This is a genomic window from Helicobacter pylori (assembly GCF_006439795.1).
Lineage (GTDB): Bacteria > Campylobacterota > Campylobacteria > Campylobacterales > Helicobacteraceae > Helicobacter > Helicobacter pylori_CR.
Map to the genome: position 1 here is coordinate 79,027 of NZ_VEYL01000005.1, position 16,452 is coordinate 95,478.

19 protein-coding genes are annotated in these 16,452 nt (G+C 40.7%); 15 read left to right on the plus strand and 4 right to left on the minus strand.

All coding sequences use genetic code 11. The annotated features are described in order from the left end of the window. Positions 1-103 precede the first annotated feature (103 nt). From FIM66_RS03475 to FIM66_RS03545, 15 genes are all read left to right on the plus strand, one after another. Complete coding sequence (locus FIM66_RS03475; RefSeq protein ID WP_140600011.1) at positions 104-1,753, plus strand: ABC transporter substrate-binding protein; 1,650 nt, start codon at positions 104-106, stop codon at positions 1,751-1,753. A 10-nt stretch (positions 1,754-1,763) separates the two neighbouring features. After that, positions 1,764-2,768, plus strand: coding sequence for an ABC transporter permease (locus tag FIM66_RS03480; RefSeq protein ID WP_000947998.1), 1,005 nt, complete (start codon positions 1,764-1,766; stop codon positions 2,766-2,768). After that, positions 2,768-3,625 carry an ABC transporter permease gene (locus FIM66_RS03485; RefSeq protein WP_000443373.1) on the plus strand — a complete coding sequence of 286 codons (858 nt, stop codon included), beginning with the start codon at positions 2,768-2,770 and terminating at the stop codon, positions 3,623-3,625. Before FIM66_RS03480 ends, FIM66_RS03485 begins: the two co-directional genes overlap by 1 nt. A gap of 11 nt (positions 3,626-3,636) precedes the next feature. Continuing rightward, positions 3,637-4,500 (plus strand): ABC transporter ATP-binding protein, encoded by an 864-nt coding sequence (locus FIM66_RS03490; RefSeq protein WP_000599901.1) that lies wholly within the window; start codon positions 3,637-3,639, stop codon positions 4,498-4,500. Continuing rightward, the gene (locus FIM66_RS03495) at positions 4,497-5,303 is read left to right on the plus strand and encodes an ABC transporter ATP-binding protein (RefSeq protein WP_120820146.1); all 807 of its coding nucleotides are present in this window, start codon (positions 4,497-4,499) and stop codon (positions 5,301-5,303) included. The genes FIM66_RS03490 and FIM66_RS03495 overlap by 4 nt, the downstream gene beginning before the upstream one ends. 18 nt (positions 5,304-5,321) lie before the next feature. Beyond that, complete coding sequence (obgE, locus tag FIM66_RS03500) at positions 5,322-6,404, plus strand: GTPase ObgE (RefSeq protein ID WP_140548026.1); 1,083 nt, start codon at positions 5,322-5,324, stop codon at positions 6,402-6,404. A gap of 36 nt (positions 6,405-6,440) precedes the next feature. Continuing rightward, positions 6,441-7,436: an alginate lyase family protein gene (locus FIM66_RS03505; protein WP_140548025.1), complete on the plus strand. Its 996-nt coding sequence runs from the start codon at positions 6,441-6,443 to the stop codon at positions 7,434-7,436. Positions 7,437-7,677: 241 nt separating this feature from the next. Then, on the plus strand, positions 7,678-8,232 hold the full coding sequence (locus FIM66_RS03510; protein WP_140548024.1) for a YceI family protein: 555 nt from the start codon (positions 7,678-7,680) through the stop codon (positions 8,230-8,232). 9 nt (positions 8,233-8,241) lie between these two features. Further along, positions 8,242-9,534 carry a glutamate-1-semialdehyde 2,1-aminomutase gene (gene hemL / locus FIM66_RS03515; protein ID WP_140600012.1) on the plus strand — a complete coding sequence of 431 codons (1,293 nt, stop codon included), beginning with the start codon at positions 8,242-8,244 and terminating at the stop codon, positions 9,532-9,534. A 4-nt stretch (positions 9,535-9,538) separates the two neighbouring features. Continuing rightward, a complete protein-coding gene (locus FIM66_RS03520) occupies positions 9,539-9,802 on the plus strand; it encodes an AtpZ/AtpI family protein (protein ID WP_000743087.1) in 264 nt (87 codons plus the stop codon). Positions 9,803-9,817: 15 nt separating this feature from the next. Further along, positions 9,818-10,222 carry a hypothetical protein gene (locus FIM66_RS03525; RefSeq protein ID WP_000336521.1) on the plus strand — a complete coding sequence of 135 codons (405 nt, stop codon included), beginning with the start codon at positions 9,818-9,820 and terminating at the stop codon, positions 10,220-10,222. 83 nt (positions 10,223-10,305) lie between these two features. Further along, complete coding sequence (locus FIM66_RS03530) at positions 10,306-11,190, plus strand: carbon-nitrogen hydrolase family protein (protein WP_140600014.1); 885 nt, start codon at positions 10,306-10,308, stop codon at positions 11,188-11,190. Positions 11,191-11,202: 12 nt separating this feature from the next. Further along, positions 11,203-12,084 (plus strand): polysaccharide deacetylase family protein, encoded by an 882-nt coding sequence (locus FIM66_RS03535; protein ID WP_001040376.1) that lies wholly within the window; start codon positions 11,203-11,205, stop codon positions 12,082-12,084. Positions 12,085-12,130: 46 nt separating this feature from the next. Then, the gene (locus FIM66_RS03540; protein ID WP_120959351.1) at positions 12,131-12,493 is read left to right on the plus strand and encodes a hypothetical protein; all 363 of its coding nucleotides are present in this window, start codon (positions 12,131-12,133) and stop codon (positions 12,491-12,493) included. Next, positions 12,493-13,458, plus strand: a complete 966-nt coding sequence (locus FIM66_RS03545; protein WP_140600016.1) for a CobW family GTP-binding protein — start codon at positions 12,493-12,495, stop codon at positions 13,456-13,458. Before FIM66_RS03540 ends, FIM66_RS03545 begins: the two co-directional genes overlap by 1 nt. Before the next feature lie 5 nt (positions 13,459-13,463). Here FIM66_RS03545 and FIM66_RS03550 read toward each other — a convergent pair whose 3' ends face one another. From FIM66_RS03550 to FIM66_RS03570, 4 genes are all read right to left on the minus strand, one after another. Continuing rightward, positions 13,464-14,609 (minus strand): YbfB/YjiJ family MFS transporter, encoded by a 1,146-nt coding sequence (locus FIM66_RS03550; protein WP_140548019.1) that lies wholly within the window; start codon positions 14,607-14,609, stop codon positions 13,464-13,466. A gap of 368 nt (positions 14,610-14,977) precedes the next feature. After that, positions 14,978-15,295 carry a type II toxin-antitoxin system RelE/ParE family toxin gene (locus FIM66_RS03560; protein ID WP_140548018.1) on the minus strand — a complete coding sequence of 106 codons (318 nt, stop codon included), beginning with the start codon at positions 15,293-15,295 and terminating at the stop codon, positions 14,978-14,980. Continuing rightward, entirely contained in the window at positions 15,282-15,590 is a 309-nt protein-coding gene (locus tag FIM66_RS03565) for a type II toxin-antitoxin system antitoxin (RefSeq protein ID WP_140600017.1), read from the minus strand. The genes FIM66_RS03560 and FIM66_RS03565 overlap by 14 nt, the downstream gene beginning before the upstream one ends. Before the next feature lie 690 nt (positions 15,591-16,280). Beyond that, positions 16,281-16,452 (minus strand): outer membrane beta-barrel protein (locus FIM66_RS03570; protein WP_140600019.1); only part of this gene is annotated, 172 nt, incomplete at its 5' end.

The window sequence follows — 16,452 nt, forward strand, 5'->3', positions numbered from 1 at the left end:
GGTCAATTAAACTTTTGGGTGTTTGTTAAACGCCTATAAACGCAATAAAATATTTATAATTTAGATCTCTATCCTTTATAGAATTTGTTGTGGAGATTGGCTTATGAATAATGTTTTTGTTAAGGGTTTGTTTTCTTTTCTTTTGTTGTTTGGGTTCTTTTTGAAAGCTTCAGAAAACCCAAACGCTACTCTTAATCCATCTAAAGAAAATGTTTCTGCTGAAGAGCAAAAGCGTTTTGGAGGCGTTTTGGTTTTCGCTAGAGGCGCTGATGGCTCGAGCATGGATCCTGCCTTAGTAACCGATGGCGAAAGCTATGTGGCAACGGGCAATATTTATGACACGCTCGTGCAATTCAAATACGGCACCACAGAAATTGAACCAGCCTTAGCGACAAGCTGGGAAATATCCCCAGATGGTCTTGTATATACCTTTCATTTACGCAAAGGGGTTTATTTCCACCAGACGAAGTATTGGAATAAAAAAGTAGAGTTTAGCGCTAAAGATGTGCTGTTTTCGTTTGAGCGCCAAATGCATAAGACTAAACGATACTATAGCCCAGGGGCTAAAAGCTATAAATACTGGGAAGGCATGGGCATGTCTCATATTATTAAGAGCATTGAAGCTTTAGATGATTACACGATCAAATTCACGCTTAATGGGCCAGAAGCCCCGTTTTTAGCCAATTTAGGCATGGACTTTTTGAGCATTTTGAGTAAGGATTACGCTGATTATTTGGCTCAAAATAATAAAAAAGACGAGTTGGCTAAAAAGCCTGTTGGAACAGGGCCTTTCAAATTCTTTTTGTGGAATAAAGATGAAAAAATCATTCTTTTAAAAAATCAGGATTATTGGGGGTCTAAAGCTTATTTAGATAAGGTGGTGGTGCGCACCATTCCTAATTCTTCCACTCGTGCTTTAGCACTACGCACCGGCGAAATCATGCTCATGACCGGGCCTAACCTCAATGAAGTGGAGCAATTAGAAAAACTTCCTAATATCGTGGTGGATAAAAGCCCTGGGTTGATCGCCAATTGGCTTTCATTGAACACGCAAAAAAAGTATTTTAATAACCCTTTGGTGCGTTTGGCTATCAATCATGCCATCAATGTTGATGATTACATTAAGGTGATTTATGAAGGATTTGCCCAAAAAATGGTCAATCCTTTCCCGCCCACCATATGGGGTTATAACTACAACATCAAACCCTATGAATACGATTTGAAAAAGGCTAAAGAGTTATTGAAAGAAGCGGGCTATCCTAACGGCTTTAAAACCACCATTTTTACCACTTCCACTCGTAACCCAAAAGGAGCGGTGTTCATACAAGCGAGCCTGGCTAAAATTGGCATTGATGTGAAAATTGAAGTGTATGAGTGGGGGGCTTATTTGAAAAGAACGGGCTTAGGCGAGCATGAAATGGCGTTTGCAGGCTGGATGGCAGACATTGCGGATCCGGATAATTTCTTATACACCTTATGGAGCAAGCAAGCCGCCTCAGCTATACCCACTCAAAATGGTTCCTTTTATAAGAGCGACGCCTTTTCCGATCTGCTCATAAAGGCTAAACGGGTTTCGGATCAAAAGGAGAGGGAAGCCCTTTATTTAAAGGCTCAAGAAATTATCCATAAAGACGCGCCCTATGTGCCTTTAGCCTACCCTTATTCAGTGGTGCCGCACTTGTCTAAAGTCAAAGGCTATAAAACGACCGGAGTGAGCGTGAATCGTTTCTTTAAGGTGTATTTAGAAAAATGAAAGGGGTTGCATGCTGAGTTTTATCATCAAGCGTATTTTGTGGGCGATCCCCACGCTGTTTGGGGTGAGTATCATCGTGTTTATGATGGTGCATTTAGTGCCAGGAGATCCGGCGTTAGTGATTTTAGGCGAAAAGGCCAATCAAGCCGCTATTGACGCTTTAAGAGAGCAATTTGGATTGAATAAGCCCTTGATAGAGCAGTATTTTTTCTTTATCAATAATGTGTTGCATGGCAATTTTGGCACTTCTATCATGACTGGTGAGCCTGTGATGCATGAGTTTTGGCAACGCTTCCCGGCTACGGTGGAATTGGCTTTGATCGCTCTGTTTATGGCTCTTGTTTTGGGTATTAGCGTTGGCGTGTTAGCCGCGATCAAACGCTATAGCGTGTTTGATTATTCCAGCATGACTTTCGCTTTAGCCGGGATTTCTATGCCCGTGTTTTGGCTAGGGCTTATGCTGATTTATATCTTTAGCGTGCAATTGGGGTGGTTGCCTGTTTTTGGGCGTTTGAGCGATGTGTATTATTTAGATGGTCCTACAGGTCTTTATTTGATAGACAGCCTGATTGCAGGAGATTATGGGGCGTTTGTGGATACGATTAGGCACTTGATTTTGCCTAGCATTGTGTTAGCCACGGTTTCTACCGCTGTTATTGCGAGGATGACTCGCGCGAGCATGGCAGAAGTGTCTAAAGAAGATTATGTGCGCACCGCTAAAGCTAAGGGGTGCAGCTCCTTTAGGGTGATTTTTGTGCACACTTTGCGTAACGCTTTAATTCCTGTAACGACTATCGCAGGCTTGATGCTGGCCGGGCTTTTAGGGGGGAGCATGATAACTGAAACGGTTTTCTCATGGCCTGGGATTGGTAAGTGGATCGTTAATGCGCTCAACCAACGCGATTTCCCGATTATCCAGTCCATGTCTTTGATTATTGCCATGATGTATATTGGGGCTAATCTCTTGGTGGATATTTTATACGCTTTTATTGATCCTAGAATAAGGTTGTCATAATGGAGTCTTTTAGAGAATTTATCCAACAATTCAAAAAAAATAAGGCGGCGGTCGTTGGGGCATGGATTGTGCTTTTATTGGTGGTTTGCGCGATTTTTGCACCCCTTTTAGCCCCGCATGATCCTTATGTCCAAAACGCACAAGATCGCCTTTTAAAGCCTATATGGGAGCATGGGGGGAATGCTAAATACCTTTTAGGCACCGATGATTTGGGGCGCGATATTTTGAGCCGCTTGATTTATGGGGCTAGGATTTCTTTAACCATAGGGATTGTTTCTATGGGGATTGCGGTCTTTTTTGGTACGATATTAGGGCTGATAGCGGGGTATTTTGGGGGGAAAACAGATGCGGTTATCATGCGTATCATGGACATTATGTTCGCTTTGCCCTCTATTTTATTGATCGTGATTGTGGTCGCTGTGTTAGGGCCTTCACTCACTAACGCCATGCTCGCTATTGGGTTTGTGGGGATTCCTGGGTTTGCAAGATTGGTGCGCAGTTCCGTGCTGGGCGAAAAAGAAAAAGAATACGTGATCGCTTCTAAAATCAATGGCTCTTCGCATCTTCGTTTGATGTGTAAGGTGATCTTCCCTAATTGCATCATCCCTTTAATCGTGCAAACGACAATGGGTTTTGCTTCCACGGTTTTAGAAGCGGCCGCGCTGAGCTTCTTAGGTCTTGGGGCCCAACCTCCCAAACCTGAATGGGGAGCGATGCTGATGAACTCCATGCAATACATCGCTACCGCTCCTTGGATGCTTGTTTTCCCTGGGGTGATGATTTTTTTAACGGTCATGAGTTTTAATCTGGTAGGCGATGGCATCATGGACGCTTTAGATCCTAAACGCGCCTCTTAAAAGGAGCTTGCATGATTTTAGAAGTTAAAGATTTAAAAACTTATTTTTTCACCGATAAGGGCGTGAATAAAGCGGTAGATGGCGTGAGTTTTGGCTTGAAAAAGTCTCAAACGCTTTGCATTGTAGGGGAGAGCGGGAGCGGGAAAAGCATCACTTCGCTCTCTATTTTAGGGTTGATTGAAAAACCAGGCAGGATTGTGGGGGGGAGCATTCAATTTTTAGGGCAGGATTTGTTGCAGCTCAAAGAAAAGCAGATGCAAAAAGAAATCAGGGGTAAAAAAATTGGCATGATCTTTCAAGAGCCTATGACAAGCTTGAACCCTTCCTACACCGTGGGGTTTCAAATCAATGAAGTGTTGAAAATCCACCACCCTAACCTCAATAAAAAAGAACGCTTAGAAAGGGTGGTCTATGAGTTAGAGCGCGTAGGCATTCCCCATGCAGGGGACAAATACCATGAATACCCTTTCAATCTCAGCGGAGGGCAGCGCCAAAGGGTGATGATCGCTATGGCTATGGTGTGTGAGCCTGAAATCTTGATCGCTGATGAGCCTACGACAGCGTTAGATGTAACCATTCAAGCGCAAATTTTAGAATTGATGAAAGAATTGCAACAAAAAAAAGGCACTTCTATTTTGTTTATCACCCATGATTTAGGCGTGGTGGCGCAAATCGCTGATGAAGTGGTGGTGATGTATAAAGGGCATGTGGTGGAGCAAGCGAGCGCGAAAGAGCTTTTTGCTGATCCAAGACACCCTTATACCAAAGCTCTTTTAAGCGCGATCCCTAAACCGGGCAAAGAATACCGCAAAAAACGCTTAGAAACCGTGGATGAAAATATAGATTATTTGAGTTTTCCAAAGGAGTTGCGATGAAGCTCTTAGAAATTAAAGAATTGAAAAAATCCTATGCGATAGACAGGGGGTTATTCAAACCCAAGAGAATCATTCATGCGCTTAATGGGATCAGTTTTGAAGTGGAACAAAATGAAGTTTTAAGCATCGTGGGGGAGAGCGGTTGCGGGAAAAGCACGACAGCAAAAATTTTAGCCGGGATTGAAAGGCAAGATAGCGGGGCGATTTATTTCAATGGCAAGCGCCATTTGCATTTTAGCAAACAGGATTGGTTTGATTACCGCAAAAAGGTGCAAATGATTTTTCAAGATCCTTATTCTAGCCTGAACCCAAGGTGGAAAGTGGGCGAGATTATCGCTGAACCCTTGCTGTTAAATTCTCACTTTTCAAAAAAAGAAATCAAAGCCAAAGTGTTAGAGATCATGCAAAAAGTGGGCTTGAAATTAGAATGGATCGATCGTTACCCCCACCAATTTTCAGGCGGCCAAAGGCAACGAATCGGCATTGCTAGGGCGCTTATTTTGCACCCTAGCGTGGTGATTTGCGATGAGCCTGTGTCTGCGTTAGACGTGTCCATTCAAGCGCAAGTGTTGAATTTGCTCTTGGATTTGCAAAAAGAAATGGGGCTGACTTATATTTTTATCAGCCATGATTTAGGGGTGGTGGAGCATATAAGCGATAAAATCATCGTGATGAATCAAGGGCAAATCGTAGAAACTGGGGATGTGGATAGCGTGATAAGCACTCCAAAGCACCCTTATACACAGAAATTACTCAATGCGGTGCCGCATTTGGAAAAATCCATGCAAAGATTTGCTGAATAAAAGAAAGGTATTTAAGCTGTGTTTGTAGATAGCGTGGAAATCATCATCGCTTCAGGTAAGGGGGGGCCTGGAATGGTGAGTTTTAGGCGAGAAAAATTTGTCATCAAAGGAGGCCCTGATGGAGGCGATGGAGGCGATGGCGGCGATGTGTATTTTGAAGTGGATAACAATACTGACACTTTAGCGAGTTTTAGAGGCACCAAACACCATAAGGCTAAAAACGGGGCTCCAGGAGGCACACGAAATTGCGCGGGCAAAAAGGGCGAAGACAAAATTATTGTCGTGCCACCAGGAACGCAAGTTTTTGTAGGTGATGAGTTGTGGCTTGATTTAGTGGAGCCTAAAGAAAGGGTGTTAGCCTTAAAAGGAGGCAAGGGGGGGTTAGGGAATGCGCATTTTAAAAGCGCGACTAAACAACAACCCACTTACGCGCAAAAAGGCTTAGAGGGGGTTGAAAAATGCGTGCGTTTGGAATTAAAGCTCATCGCTGATATAGGGTTAGTGGGCTTCCCTAATGCGGGTAAATCCACGCTCATTTCCACCATCTCTAACGCTAAGCCTAAAATCGCTAACTATGAATTTACGACTTTAGTGCCTAATTTAGGGGTTGTGAGCGTGGATGAAAAAAGCGGATTTCTAATGGCGGATATTCCTGGCATTATTGAAGGGGCTAGTGAGGGAAAAGGCTTAGGGATTAGCTTTTTAAAGCATATTGAACGCACCAAAGTTCTAGCCTTTGTTTTAGACGCTTCCAGGCTGGATTTTGGCATTAAAGAGCAATACCAACGCTTGAGGTTGGAGTTGGAAAAATTTTCACCCGCTTTAGCCAATAAGCCTTTTGGGGTGTTGCTCAATAAATGCGATGTTGTAGAAAACATTGATAAGATGACTAGGGATTTTTGCGCCTTTTTAAATTTAGAAGCGCAAAAATTAGAGGCGTTTGGTTTAGAGCCGTATTTAGGGTTTTTACACCCCAATTTAACCAATGATTTTGAAAATAACCTTAATGAAAAATCAGCGCTCTTTGTCTTGCCCCTTTCAGCGGTTAGCACTCTTAATACGCATGCGCTTAAATTTGTATTGTTAAAAGCGTTACCCTAAAACGCTATTTTTAAACCATTAAAATAAAGGCGAGAAATGAAAAGATTTGTTTTGTTTTTATCACTCATGGGTGTTTGCGTTTGCGTTCAAGCTTACGCTGAGCAAGATTACTTTTTTAGGGATTTTAAATCTAGAGACTTGCCCCAAAAACTCCATCTTGATAAAAAGCTCTCCCAAAAAATACAGCCATGCACGCAACTTAACGCATCAAAACACTACACTTCTACCGGGGTTAGAGAGCCTGATAAATGCACAAAGAGTTTTAAAAAATCCGCCACCATGTCCTATGACTTAGCGCTAGGCTATGTGGTGAGTAAAAACAAACAATACGGCTTAAAAGCTATAGAAATTTTAAACGCTTGGGCTAAAGAGCTTCAAAGCGTAAATACTTATCAGAGCGAGGATAATATCAATTTTTACATGCCTTATATGAACATGGCTTATTGGTTTGTTAAAAAGGCGTTTCCTAGCCCAGAATATGAAGATTTCATTAAGCGGATGCGCCAGTATTCTCAATCAGCTCTTAACACTAACCATGGGGCGTGGGGCATTCTCTTTGATGTGAGTTCTGCACTAGCGTTAGACGATCATGCCCTTTTGCAAAATAGCGCTAATCGGTGGCAAGAGTGGGTGTTTAAAGCCATAGATGAGGATGGGGTTATTACTAGCGCGATCACTAGGAGCGATACGAGCGATTATCATGGCGGCCCTACAAAGGGCATTAAGGGGATAGCTTATACCAATTTCGCGCTTCTTGCGCTAACTATATCAGGCGAATTGCTTTTTGAGAACGGGTATGATTTGTGGGGTAGTGGAGCCGGAAAAAGGCTCTCTGTGGCGTATAATAAAGTTGCAACATGGATTTTAAACCCTGAAACTTTCCCTTATTTCCAACCTAACCTTATTGGGGTGCATAACAACGCCTATTTCATTATTTTAGCCAAGCATTATTCCAGCCCTAGCACGGATGAGCTTTTAAAGCAAGGCGATTTACACGAAGATGGTTTCAGGCTGAAACTCCGATCGCTGTGAATTTTTCTGTATTCAAGGTTATAGCGATAGCCATGCGCTTTAACCTTTTTATGAATGGTTTTAGAAAGTTTGTTTCAGTCAGCATTATTTACAAAAAGAGTTTAAAATAAACGCAATTGTATCTCTTGAGTCGTCTTTGGAGTGCAAATGATTATCAAAATGAATCGTTTTAGTTGTAAGCGTGCTGAAATTACACTAAAATAATAATCGTTATTGATAAGACCACATTAAAGGATAATGAATGAAAAAAATGGTTTTGGTATCGGCTTTACTAGCAGGGTTTTTGCAAGCGGTGAATTTGGATTTATCTTCGGCTAAGCTAACATGGACAGCCTTTAAAACTAAGGCTAAAACACCAGTAAATGGAACTTTTGAAAGCATCACCTATAAACTGGGTAAATCTCAAGATAGTTTAAAAACCCTTTTAGAAGGGGCAAATGCGAGCATGGATAGCTTGAAAGTCAATTTAGGCGATGACACTAAAAACAAAAATGTTAAAGAGGCTTTTTTCGCTCTTTTTAAAAACACTAACATCAAAGTTACTTTTAGGAATGTGATAGAAGGCGATCATGAGGGTTCTCTTACGGCTTATGTGAGGATGAATGAAAAATTGGTGAAAGTGCCTATGCAATACACGGTTGCTGGCGATAAGCTCGTGGTTAAAGGGGTTTTGGATCTATTGAATTTTGGCTTGAAAAACGAATTAGCGAGCTTGGCTAAACGATGCGAGAGTTTTCATGAGGGCTTGACTTGGTCGCAAGTGGAAATCCAATTTGAAAGCATGATTAAGGGATAATTAAAAATCATGGAGTTGTTGCACAGCATTAATGATTTTAATGAAGCTAAGCAGGTGATCGCTGGGGGGGTCAATTCACCTGTGAGGGCGTTTAAGAGCGTTAAAGGCACTCCCCCCTTTATTTTAAAGGGTAAGGGGGCGTATCTTTATGATGTGGATAACAACCATTATATAGATTTTGTGCAAAGCTGGGGGCCTTTGATTTTTGGGCATGCTGATGAGGAGATTGAAAAAAATATTATTAATGCATTAAAAAAAGGCACTTCTTTTGGCGCTCCCACAGAATTAGAAACCACTTTAGCTAAGGAAATCATTTCTTGTTATGAAGGCTTAGATAAGGTGCGTTTAGTCAATAGCGGCACAGAAGCGACCATGAGCGCGATACGACTCGCTAGAGCTTATAGCCAAAAAGACGATTTGATCAAGTTTGAAGGGTGCTATCATGGGCATAGCGACTCCTTATTGGTGAAAGCGGGTAGTGGGTGCGTTACTTTTGGATCGCCTTCTTCTTTAGGCGTGCCGAACGATTTTAGCAAACACACTCTAGTGGCTCGTTATAACGATTTAAACTCCACAGAAGAATGCTTTAAAAAAGGCGATGTGGGTTGCGTCATTATTGAACCCATTGCTGGGAATATGGGGTTAGTGCCGGCTCAAAAAGAGTTTTTACTAGGCTTAAAGGCTTTGTGTGAAAAATACCAAGCGGTGCTGATTTTAGATGAAGTGATGAGCGGGTTTAGAGCGAGTTTGAGCGGTTCGCAAGAATTTTATGGCGTGGTGCCGGATTTGGTAACCTTTGGTAAGGTGATAGGCGCTGGGCTTCCTTTGGCGTGTTTTGGAGGGCGTGCAGAAATTATGGACTTGCTTTCACCCATTGGAGGCGTGTATCAAGCAGGCACTTTAAGCGGTAACCCCCTAGCGGTGTGCGCGGGGTTGAGCGCGCTTTATAAAATCAAAAGAGACAAAACCCTTTATACTCGCTTAAACGCTTTAGCCGTTCGTTTGACTCAAGGTTTAAAAAAGAGCGCTCAAAGCTATAACATCGCTTTAGAGACGCTCAACATGGGGAGCATGTTTGGCTTTTTCTTTAACGAAAATGCGGTGTGCGATTTTGATGACGCTTTAAAAAGCGATACCGAAATGTTTGCAAAATTCCACCAAAAAATGCTCTTTAAAGGCGTGTATTTGGCATGTTCAAGCTTTGAAACCGGCTTTATTTGTGAGCCTATGACTGAAGAGATGATTGATTTTACGATCGCAAAAGCCGATGAAAGTTTTGATGAAATCATAAAGGGCGTGTGAATTTTTGAAAAAGCCAAAGTATTATAAATTCATAGAGGGGGCGAATTATTTGAGCTTAGGGCTGTCTATGGTGGTAGCGATCCTTATGGGCGTGGCTATAGGCTATGGGCTTAAAAAGCTCACTCACATTTCGTGGCTTTTTTGGCTTGGGGTTATTTGGGGCGTGTTAGCGAGCTTTCTCAATGTCTATAAGGCTTATAAAAACATGCAAAAAGACTATGAAGAACTAGCCAAAGACCCTAAATACACACAAAATAAAACAAAATAAATCCAATAAAATCCCATGTGCCAAATCCAATGCTTGCTTGTTTTACTTTCTATCAATATAGTTAGCGCGATCATCGTTTATTTTTTCCAAGCATTTCAAGGGGTTTTGAATTTTGAAGGGGGGTTTTTGGGGTTTTTTATCGTGGCGCTGTCTTCGTATTACGGCGTTAAAAAGCGTTTGGATTTAAGGAAACAAAATTCAGGAGAAAAAGAAGAAAAGCAAAAATTCCAAAAATTCGCCCTGGGTTTGGAAATGTCTTTCAATGTGTGGCGTTTAGGGGGGTATGGGGTTTTACTAGGCATTTTAGGAGCGCTTTTATTCTTGCATCTTTTTAACGGGTTAATCTTTCTTATTGGCGTGTTTGTGAGCTCGCTCTCTAGCGCGTTATTGCGATTTTTGAATAATAATGGTAAGTTTTGACACAAACTCCTGTGGATTTTAACCCCTTTAATCCTCTTTTAATTTTTAATCTTATACAATAAAAACAAAAATGGGAGTGGATCTTGAAAACAAAAAATCCTGCTAAAAGAATCCTAAAAACCGCTGTGATTCAAATGCAATCCAAACCCTACGCCTTAAATGAAAACCTGCAATTAGCGCTCAGTCTGGCCAAAGAAGCCCACAACAAAGGCACGAATCTCATTGTTTTACCGGAATTGTTTGATAGCGGTTATTGCGTGAATGATAAGGATGCGGATTTTGGGTTGGATTTTAAAGCGATAGAGCATGGCGAGAAAACGCTAAAAAGCGAGTCGTTGAGAGCGTTAAGCGATTTTGCAAAATCTAGCGATACGCATATCGTGGCATGCAGCATTGAAAAAACCAATCAAAAACTCTACGATAGCGCTTATATCATTCCACCAAAAGGCGGGATCGTTGGCAAGCATCGTAAAATCTATTTGTGGGGCGATGAAAAATCGCGCTTCAAAAGGGGTAAAAAATACGAGGTTTTTACGCTGGATTTTGGGGATTTTAGTGCGAAAGTGGGTTTGCAAATTTGCTATGAAATCGGCTTTGGCGTAGGTGCGAATCTGTTAGCGTTACAAGGGGCTGAGATTTTAATCTATCCTAGCGCGTTTGGTAAAGCTAGGGCTTATAATTGGGATTTATTGAGCAAAGCTAGAGCGTTAGAAAATGGCTGTTTTGTGTGTGCGTGCAATCATAGCGGGGAAGAAACTAACGCTCAATTAAAACAAACGCTAGAATTTGCCGGTGATTCAAGAATCATCGCGCCCAATGGGAAAATCATCGCACAAGCCACTAAACTCAATGAGGTCATTATCGCTGAAATGGATTTGAACGAAGTGGCGTTGCAACGCCAAAAAATCCCTTATTTACAAGATTTTGACACCAAACTCACCAAAAAGGGGTTTGGAAAACTCACTTAAAAAGGAGCGATTATGGCAAAAGAAATTTTAGTGGCTTATGGCGTGGATATTGATGCGGTGGCTGGTTGGTTAGGGAGCTATGGTGGGGAGGATTCGCCTGATGATATTTCGCGCGGGCTTTTTGCGGGTGAAGTGGGGATCCCACGGCTTTTGAAATTGTTTAAAAAATACCATCTCCCTGCGACTTGGTTTGCGCCGGGGCATTCTATTGAAACTTTTCCAGAGCAAATGAAAATGATCGTGGATGCAGGGCATGAAGTGGGCGCGCATGGGTATTCGCATGAAAACCCTATCGCTATGAGCGCTAAGCAAGAAGAAGATGTTTTGTTAAAAAGCGTTGAGTTGATTAAAGATCTCACCGGCAAAGCCCCCACAGGCTATGTGGCACCGTGGTGGGAGTTTTCTAATATCACTAATGAATTGCTTTTAAAACACGGCTTCAAATACGACCACTCGCTCATGCACAATGATTTCACGCCCTATTATGTGCGCGTGGGGGATAGTTGGAGCAAGATTGATTATAGTTTGGAGGCTAAGGATTGGATGAAGCCTTTAATCCGTGGGGTGGAAACAAATTTAGTGGAAATCCCTGCGAACTGGTATTTGGACGATTTACCGCCGATGATGTTTATCAAAAAATCCCCCAATAGCTTTGGTTTTGTAAGCCCGCACGATATAGGGCAAATGTGGATCGATCAATTTGATTGGGTTTATCGTGAGATGGATTATGCGGTGTTTAGCATGACAATCCACCCTGATGTGAGCGCCCGTCCGCAAGTGTTGCTCATGCATGAAAAAATCATTGAGCATATCAACAAGCATGAGGGCGTGCGTTGGGTAACATTCAATGAAATCGCTGATGATTTCTTAAAACGAAACCCCAGAAAAAAATAGCGATAACGCCAAAAAGATCTTTGGCGTTTGATTAAAAGGTTGAAAAATGTGCGTTCTATGCGGGGAGCTTATCAGTTCTTTTCATTGGAGTGATGAAAATTATGGGAGCGATGAAAATTTGAAAGAGCCAAATGCGCTTATTAGCACTAATGAAAACGCTAGAGAACGCAAAAGAGCACGGCTCAAACGAGTGGGATTACTCAATCAAATCTTGGCGTTTTATGGGCTAAAAATTAATGATTGGCAAGGTGCGAAATTTGTGCTGTGCGATAAAAAAGGGCAGAGCGTGATTGTGAATGATTTAGGCGATTTGTGGGGTAAGGCGCAAAAATTAGCCAAAAAAGAAATGGACGCCCTAGATTCTCATCTGTTAGCGTTTTTAAATCAAAATACAAATACCACTCACTGATGCCCAAAATCCCTATCACGCTCATCACCGGTTTTTTAGGTAGCGGTAAAACGAGTTTTTTAAGCGAATATTTAAACCAAATAGATCACCAAGGCGTCGCTCTTATCATCAATGAAATCGGTCAAGCCGCTTTGGATCAGCGCATCTTAAGCGTTCAATATTGCGCTGAAAAAATGCTCTATCTTAACGCAGGGTGTGTGTGTTGCAACAAACGCTTAGATTTAGTGGAGTCTCTAAAAGCCACGCTCAACAACTATGAATGGCGTGGCGAAATTCTAAAGCGCATCATCATTGAAACCACCGGTTTAGCCAACCCGGCACCGATTTTATGGACGATTTTGAGCGACACTTTTTTAGGGGCGCATTTTGAGATTCAAAGCGTGGTGGCTTGCGTGGATGTTTTGAACGCTAAAACGCATTTAACAAACAACGAAGCTAAAGAGCAAATCGTTTTTGCTGATAGCGTTTTATTGACCAAAACGGATTTGCAAAACGACAGCGGGGCTTTAACAAAACTAAAAGAACGAATACAAGCCCTTAACCCTAGCGCAGAAATTTTTGACAAGAAAAATATAGATTACGAAAGCTTTTTTTTACGCAAAAATAGGGTGCGAAATTTTATGCCAAGAATGCTAAAAGATTCGCATTCGCAAGGCTTTGAAACTTTAAGCATTAATTTTGAAGGGGCGATGGAATGGAGCGCGTTTGGGATTTGGCTGAGTTTGTTGTTGCATCAATACGGCACACAGATTTTACGCATCAAGGGGATTATTGACATTGGAAGCGATCTTTTGGTGAGTATTAACGGCGTGATGCATGTCATTTACCCGCCTAAACATATTTTAAAGGATCAAAACGGCTCTAATCTCGTTTTTATCATGCGCCATTTAGAGCGTGAAAAAATCTTAAATTCCTTAAAGAGTTTTAAGCATTTTCTCGGCATTAAGGGTTTTGAAACCCCATAATTTTTCTATTTATTGATAGCTGTTTGCATTTTGATAGGGAAAAGAACGATAAAGCTTAAAACCAAACACACCCCACAAATGACAAAAATCAAAAGATAACCCAAATCCCCTAAAAAGATCGTAAAAAGATACGAAAAAAGCGCTTGGAAAATGCCAAAAGAAAATACCACCCACGAAGACGCTTTAGCGAAATGCTTTGCGCCTGCAATTTTTAAAGCCATCATGCTGAATAAATTGATATTGGCGGTTGTGGCCGCTCCCATTATAAAGATGCTTAAATTGAGTAAAGAGATTTGGTGGAAAAAAATGGGCAAAAAGCATGCGATAGACTTTAAAATAAGGATAAAGATATTGGCGTTTTTAGCCCCTAGTTTTTGAGCCATGGGGCCGCTCATTAAAGAGCCAAGCGTGGCCCCAAAACCAAAAAGCGCCCATGAAGTTCCAGCAATAGTGGGGGAGATATTTAAATGGCGGATCAAATAATCCACCCAAAAAAGCGTGTGCGGTAAAAAACCAATCGCATTGAGCGCGCAAGAAAGGAGCAACAACCACAAATGAAAGGGGATTTTAAACGCGCTTTCTTCTTTTTTAACGGATTTTTTTCTTAAAGAGCGGGTTTTTAACCCCACTAAGGAAAGGATGAAAGCTATCAAACAACTGCCCCCTAAAAAAATCCATGCCCATTTGATATTATAAGAGCTGATCCAAGGCAGAACAAACCCGCTAAAGACAGATCCAATGCCTACAGCGCTAAAAATAAACCCCCCCACTAAGGCTCTTTTATTTTCTTTGACATAGGGTAAAGAGAGGGGAGCGACTAAAATCATTAACGCGCTGCTAGCCACACCGGCGATAAAACGCCAGATCCAAAGCCAAAAGAAAGGGATACTATCAAAATAACAGATTAAAAAACTCAAAGCGATCAAACCAAAACTAATTTTAGCGATGCTTTCTAATGACATTAACGGGCTTAAAAATTGGATTAAAAAACTCCCAAAAACATAGCCCATTAACACCGCAATACCTAGTTGGAAGCTTTGGTGTGGGGTTAAACTCCCTGATAAAATGAGTAGGGGGATTAAAACCACATAGCCAAAACGAGCCAAGCCATTAGACACAAAAACCCCTAAAAAGCAAACAAACACGCGCATTTTGATCCTTAACAAACGACAAGTTATAAAAAAACAAGATCTTATATTATATTGAAACTTGTTAATTGATAGCACATAATAGTGCATAATGGAAGCGAGATGAGAATAAATTTAAGGAGCGTTCTTTATCAATACCCGTATTATTAAAGAGGCCTCACGATTGAGAAAAAAGAGTTGGTTATTAGCGTTATAGGGCTTGCTTCAAAAGCGCTTCATAAAAACAAGGCTTTTACTAGAATAAGGCTTTTTTGCGGTGGTGATCAATTGATGAAACAGACGATAATAATTATGGGCTAGGCTTGAGGAGAGCATCACTGAGAAAAAGTAGAGTTGAACGCTTAAATTATTTCTTAATAGGGGTTAGAGGGTTAGCATGCGATTGTTGCGTTCTTTTTAGGCGTTATGGGTGATTTATAAAACAGCTCGCTATGACTGCCTAACCTTACTAAAGAGAGGGTGTTTTCTTGTTTTTTAATTTGATAGACAAGCAATAAATCCGGTTTTAAGTGGCATTCCCTAAAATCTTTTAAACCGCCTTTGAGCGGATGGTCTTTGTATTGGGGAGCTAGGGGTTGCTCTTTGGCTAAACTTTCAACCACTTTATATAAAAGCTTTAAATCAAACCCGTTTTTAACAAGAATTTTAAGATCCTTATCAAATTTTTTACTGGTTTCAATCATCAGCATTTTTAAATCTTAAGTTTTCACAATGCTTTTTAAAATCCTCTATGCTTTTAAAACAAAGGTGGTTCTTGGTATCTTTAGCCCTTGCTAAGATTTCTCGCTCTTCTTCTATGGTGTATCCGTTTTCGGTTAAATGGAGCGCTTTAAATTGGAGCACTTTTTTGATTCTTTGTTTTTGAGCTTGGATTTCCTTCAATTTTTCTAACGCTCTTTTTTGTTTGGGCTTGATAGAATTTAAAAAATTAAAAAGCTGTCTTTGGCTGTATTTTGTGTAATCTTTGTTGGTGGTGTTTGGCATATTTATTCCTTTTAAAATATAATATCAGCTCATTATAGCGCAAGCGATAGAGCAAGATTAAAAAGCTAGAAATCAAAACTTAAAGATTAAAAAGCGGATTGGGAAGTTAATGAAAAGATTAAACGATTAAAAAATTAAAGATCAAAAGATTAAAAAAGAAGCGGATTGAAAAATCAGTGAAAAGATTAAAAGATCTGTTAGTAAAAAATTTTAAAAAAGTTTAAAAATTTAAAAGTTTAAAAGTTTTGTGAGTGAAAAATAATCGTTTTAGATTTGATTTTATAATAAAACTCATTTTATTGAGTTTTATTTTATTAAAGAGATAGAAAGTGCTTTGAAATCGTTCTCTCCCTTTTATCCCACTTAATCCCCCTAATATAAAGAAGCGCTTTTTAAAAACTACCGCTTAAAGTAGCGTCAAGTTTTCTACTAAATAATCACTAAAAACGCTAAAAAGGATTTTTCATCAAACCCCCCCAAAAATAAAACTTAAAGATTAAAAAGCGAAAGCAGTGGGGATTGGCAAAAAAATCAAACCCCCCCCCAAAAAAAGGGTTTAAAAAAGAAAGTTTTAAAAAAGAAATCCCTTTAAAAAGAAACCCATTAAAAAACAAAGGGTTCAAAAAAGAAACCCCCCTAAAAAAAGAGGGTTAAAAAAGGGAGTTTCACAAAGGGGTTTAATGTGAGCTTTTAGTAAGCGAACACATAATTCAAATACACGCTATAGAGTCTGCGGTATTTGAGTTCAGCCCCCATAAAGGAATAGTAATTGGTGTTAATGGTAGGGATTTTAAGCCCTAGTTCAATGCCGTGTTGCGCTGCATGATCGCTGCCTTTTTTCTTAGGCCTAGCGAGATTCATC

What these genes read in the sequence shown, in the direction of transcription:
- FIM66_RS03490 (WP_000599901.1), top strand. Translation starts at nt 3,637, where the DNA reads ATGATTTTAGAAGTTAAAGATTTAAAAACTTATTTTTTCACCGATAAG.
- FIM66_RS03475 (WP_140600011.1), top strand. Translation starts at nt 104, where the DNA reads ATGAATAATGTTTTTGTTAAGGGTTTGTTTTCTTTTCTTTTGTTGTTT.
- FIM66_RS03485 (WP_000443373.1), top strand. Translation starts at nt 2,768, where the DNA reads ATGGAGTCTTTTAGAGAATTTATCCAACAATTCAAAAAAAATAAGGCG.
- FIM66_RS03550 (WP_140548019.1), bottom strand. Translation starts at nt 14,609, where the DNA reads ATGCGCGTGTTTGTTTGCTTTTTAGGGGTTTTTGTGTCTAATGGCTTG.
- FIM66_RS03525 (WP_000336521.1), top strand. Translation starts at nt 9,818, where the DNA reads ATGTGCCAAATCCAATGCTTGCTTGTTTTACTTTCTATCAATATAGTT.
- FIM66_RS03545 (WP_140600016.1), top strand. Translation starts at nt 12,493, where the DNA reads ATGCCCAAAATCCCTATCACGCTCATCACCGGTTTTTTAGGTAGCGGT.
- FIM66_RS03505 (WP_140548025.1), top strand. Translation starts at nt 6,441, where the DNA reads ATGAAAAGATTTGTTTTGTTTTTATCACTCATGGGTGTTTGCGTTTGC.
- FIM66_RS03560 (WP_140548018.1), bottom strand. Translation starts at nt 15,295, where the DNA reads ATGCTGATGATTGAAACCAGTAAAAAATTTGATAAGGATCTTAAAATT.
- FIM66_RS03565 (WP_140600017.1), bottom strand. Translation starts at nt 15,590, where the DNA reads ATGCCAAACACCACCAACAAAGATTACACAAAATACAGCCAAAGACAG.
- FIM66_RS03495 (WP_120820146.1), top strand. Translation starts at nt 4,497, where the DNA reads ATGAAGCTCTTAGAAATTAAAGAATTGAAAAAATCCTATGCGATAGAC.
- hemL (WP_140600012.1), top strand. Translation starts at nt 8,242, where the DNA reads ATGGAGTTGTTGCACAGCATTAATGATTTTAATGAAGCTAAGCAGGTG.
- FIM66_RS03540 (WP_120959351.1), top strand. Translation starts at nt 12,131, where the DNA reads ATGTGCGTTCTATGCGGGGAGCTTATCAGTTCTTTTCATTGGAGTGAT.
- FIM66_RS03510 (WP_140548024.1), top strand. Translation starts at nt 7,678, where the DNA reads ATGAAAAAAATGGTTTTGGTATCGGCTTTACTAGCAGGGTTTTTGCAA.
- FIM66_RS03480 (WP_000947998.1), top strand. Translation starts at nt 1,764, where the DNA reads ATGCTGAGTTTTATCATCAAGCGTATTTTGTGGGCGATCCCCACGCTG.
- FIM66_RS03535 (WP_001040376.1), top strand. Translation starts at nt 11,203, where the DNA reads ATGGCAAAAGAAATTTTAGTGGCTTATGGCGTGGATATTGATGCGGTG.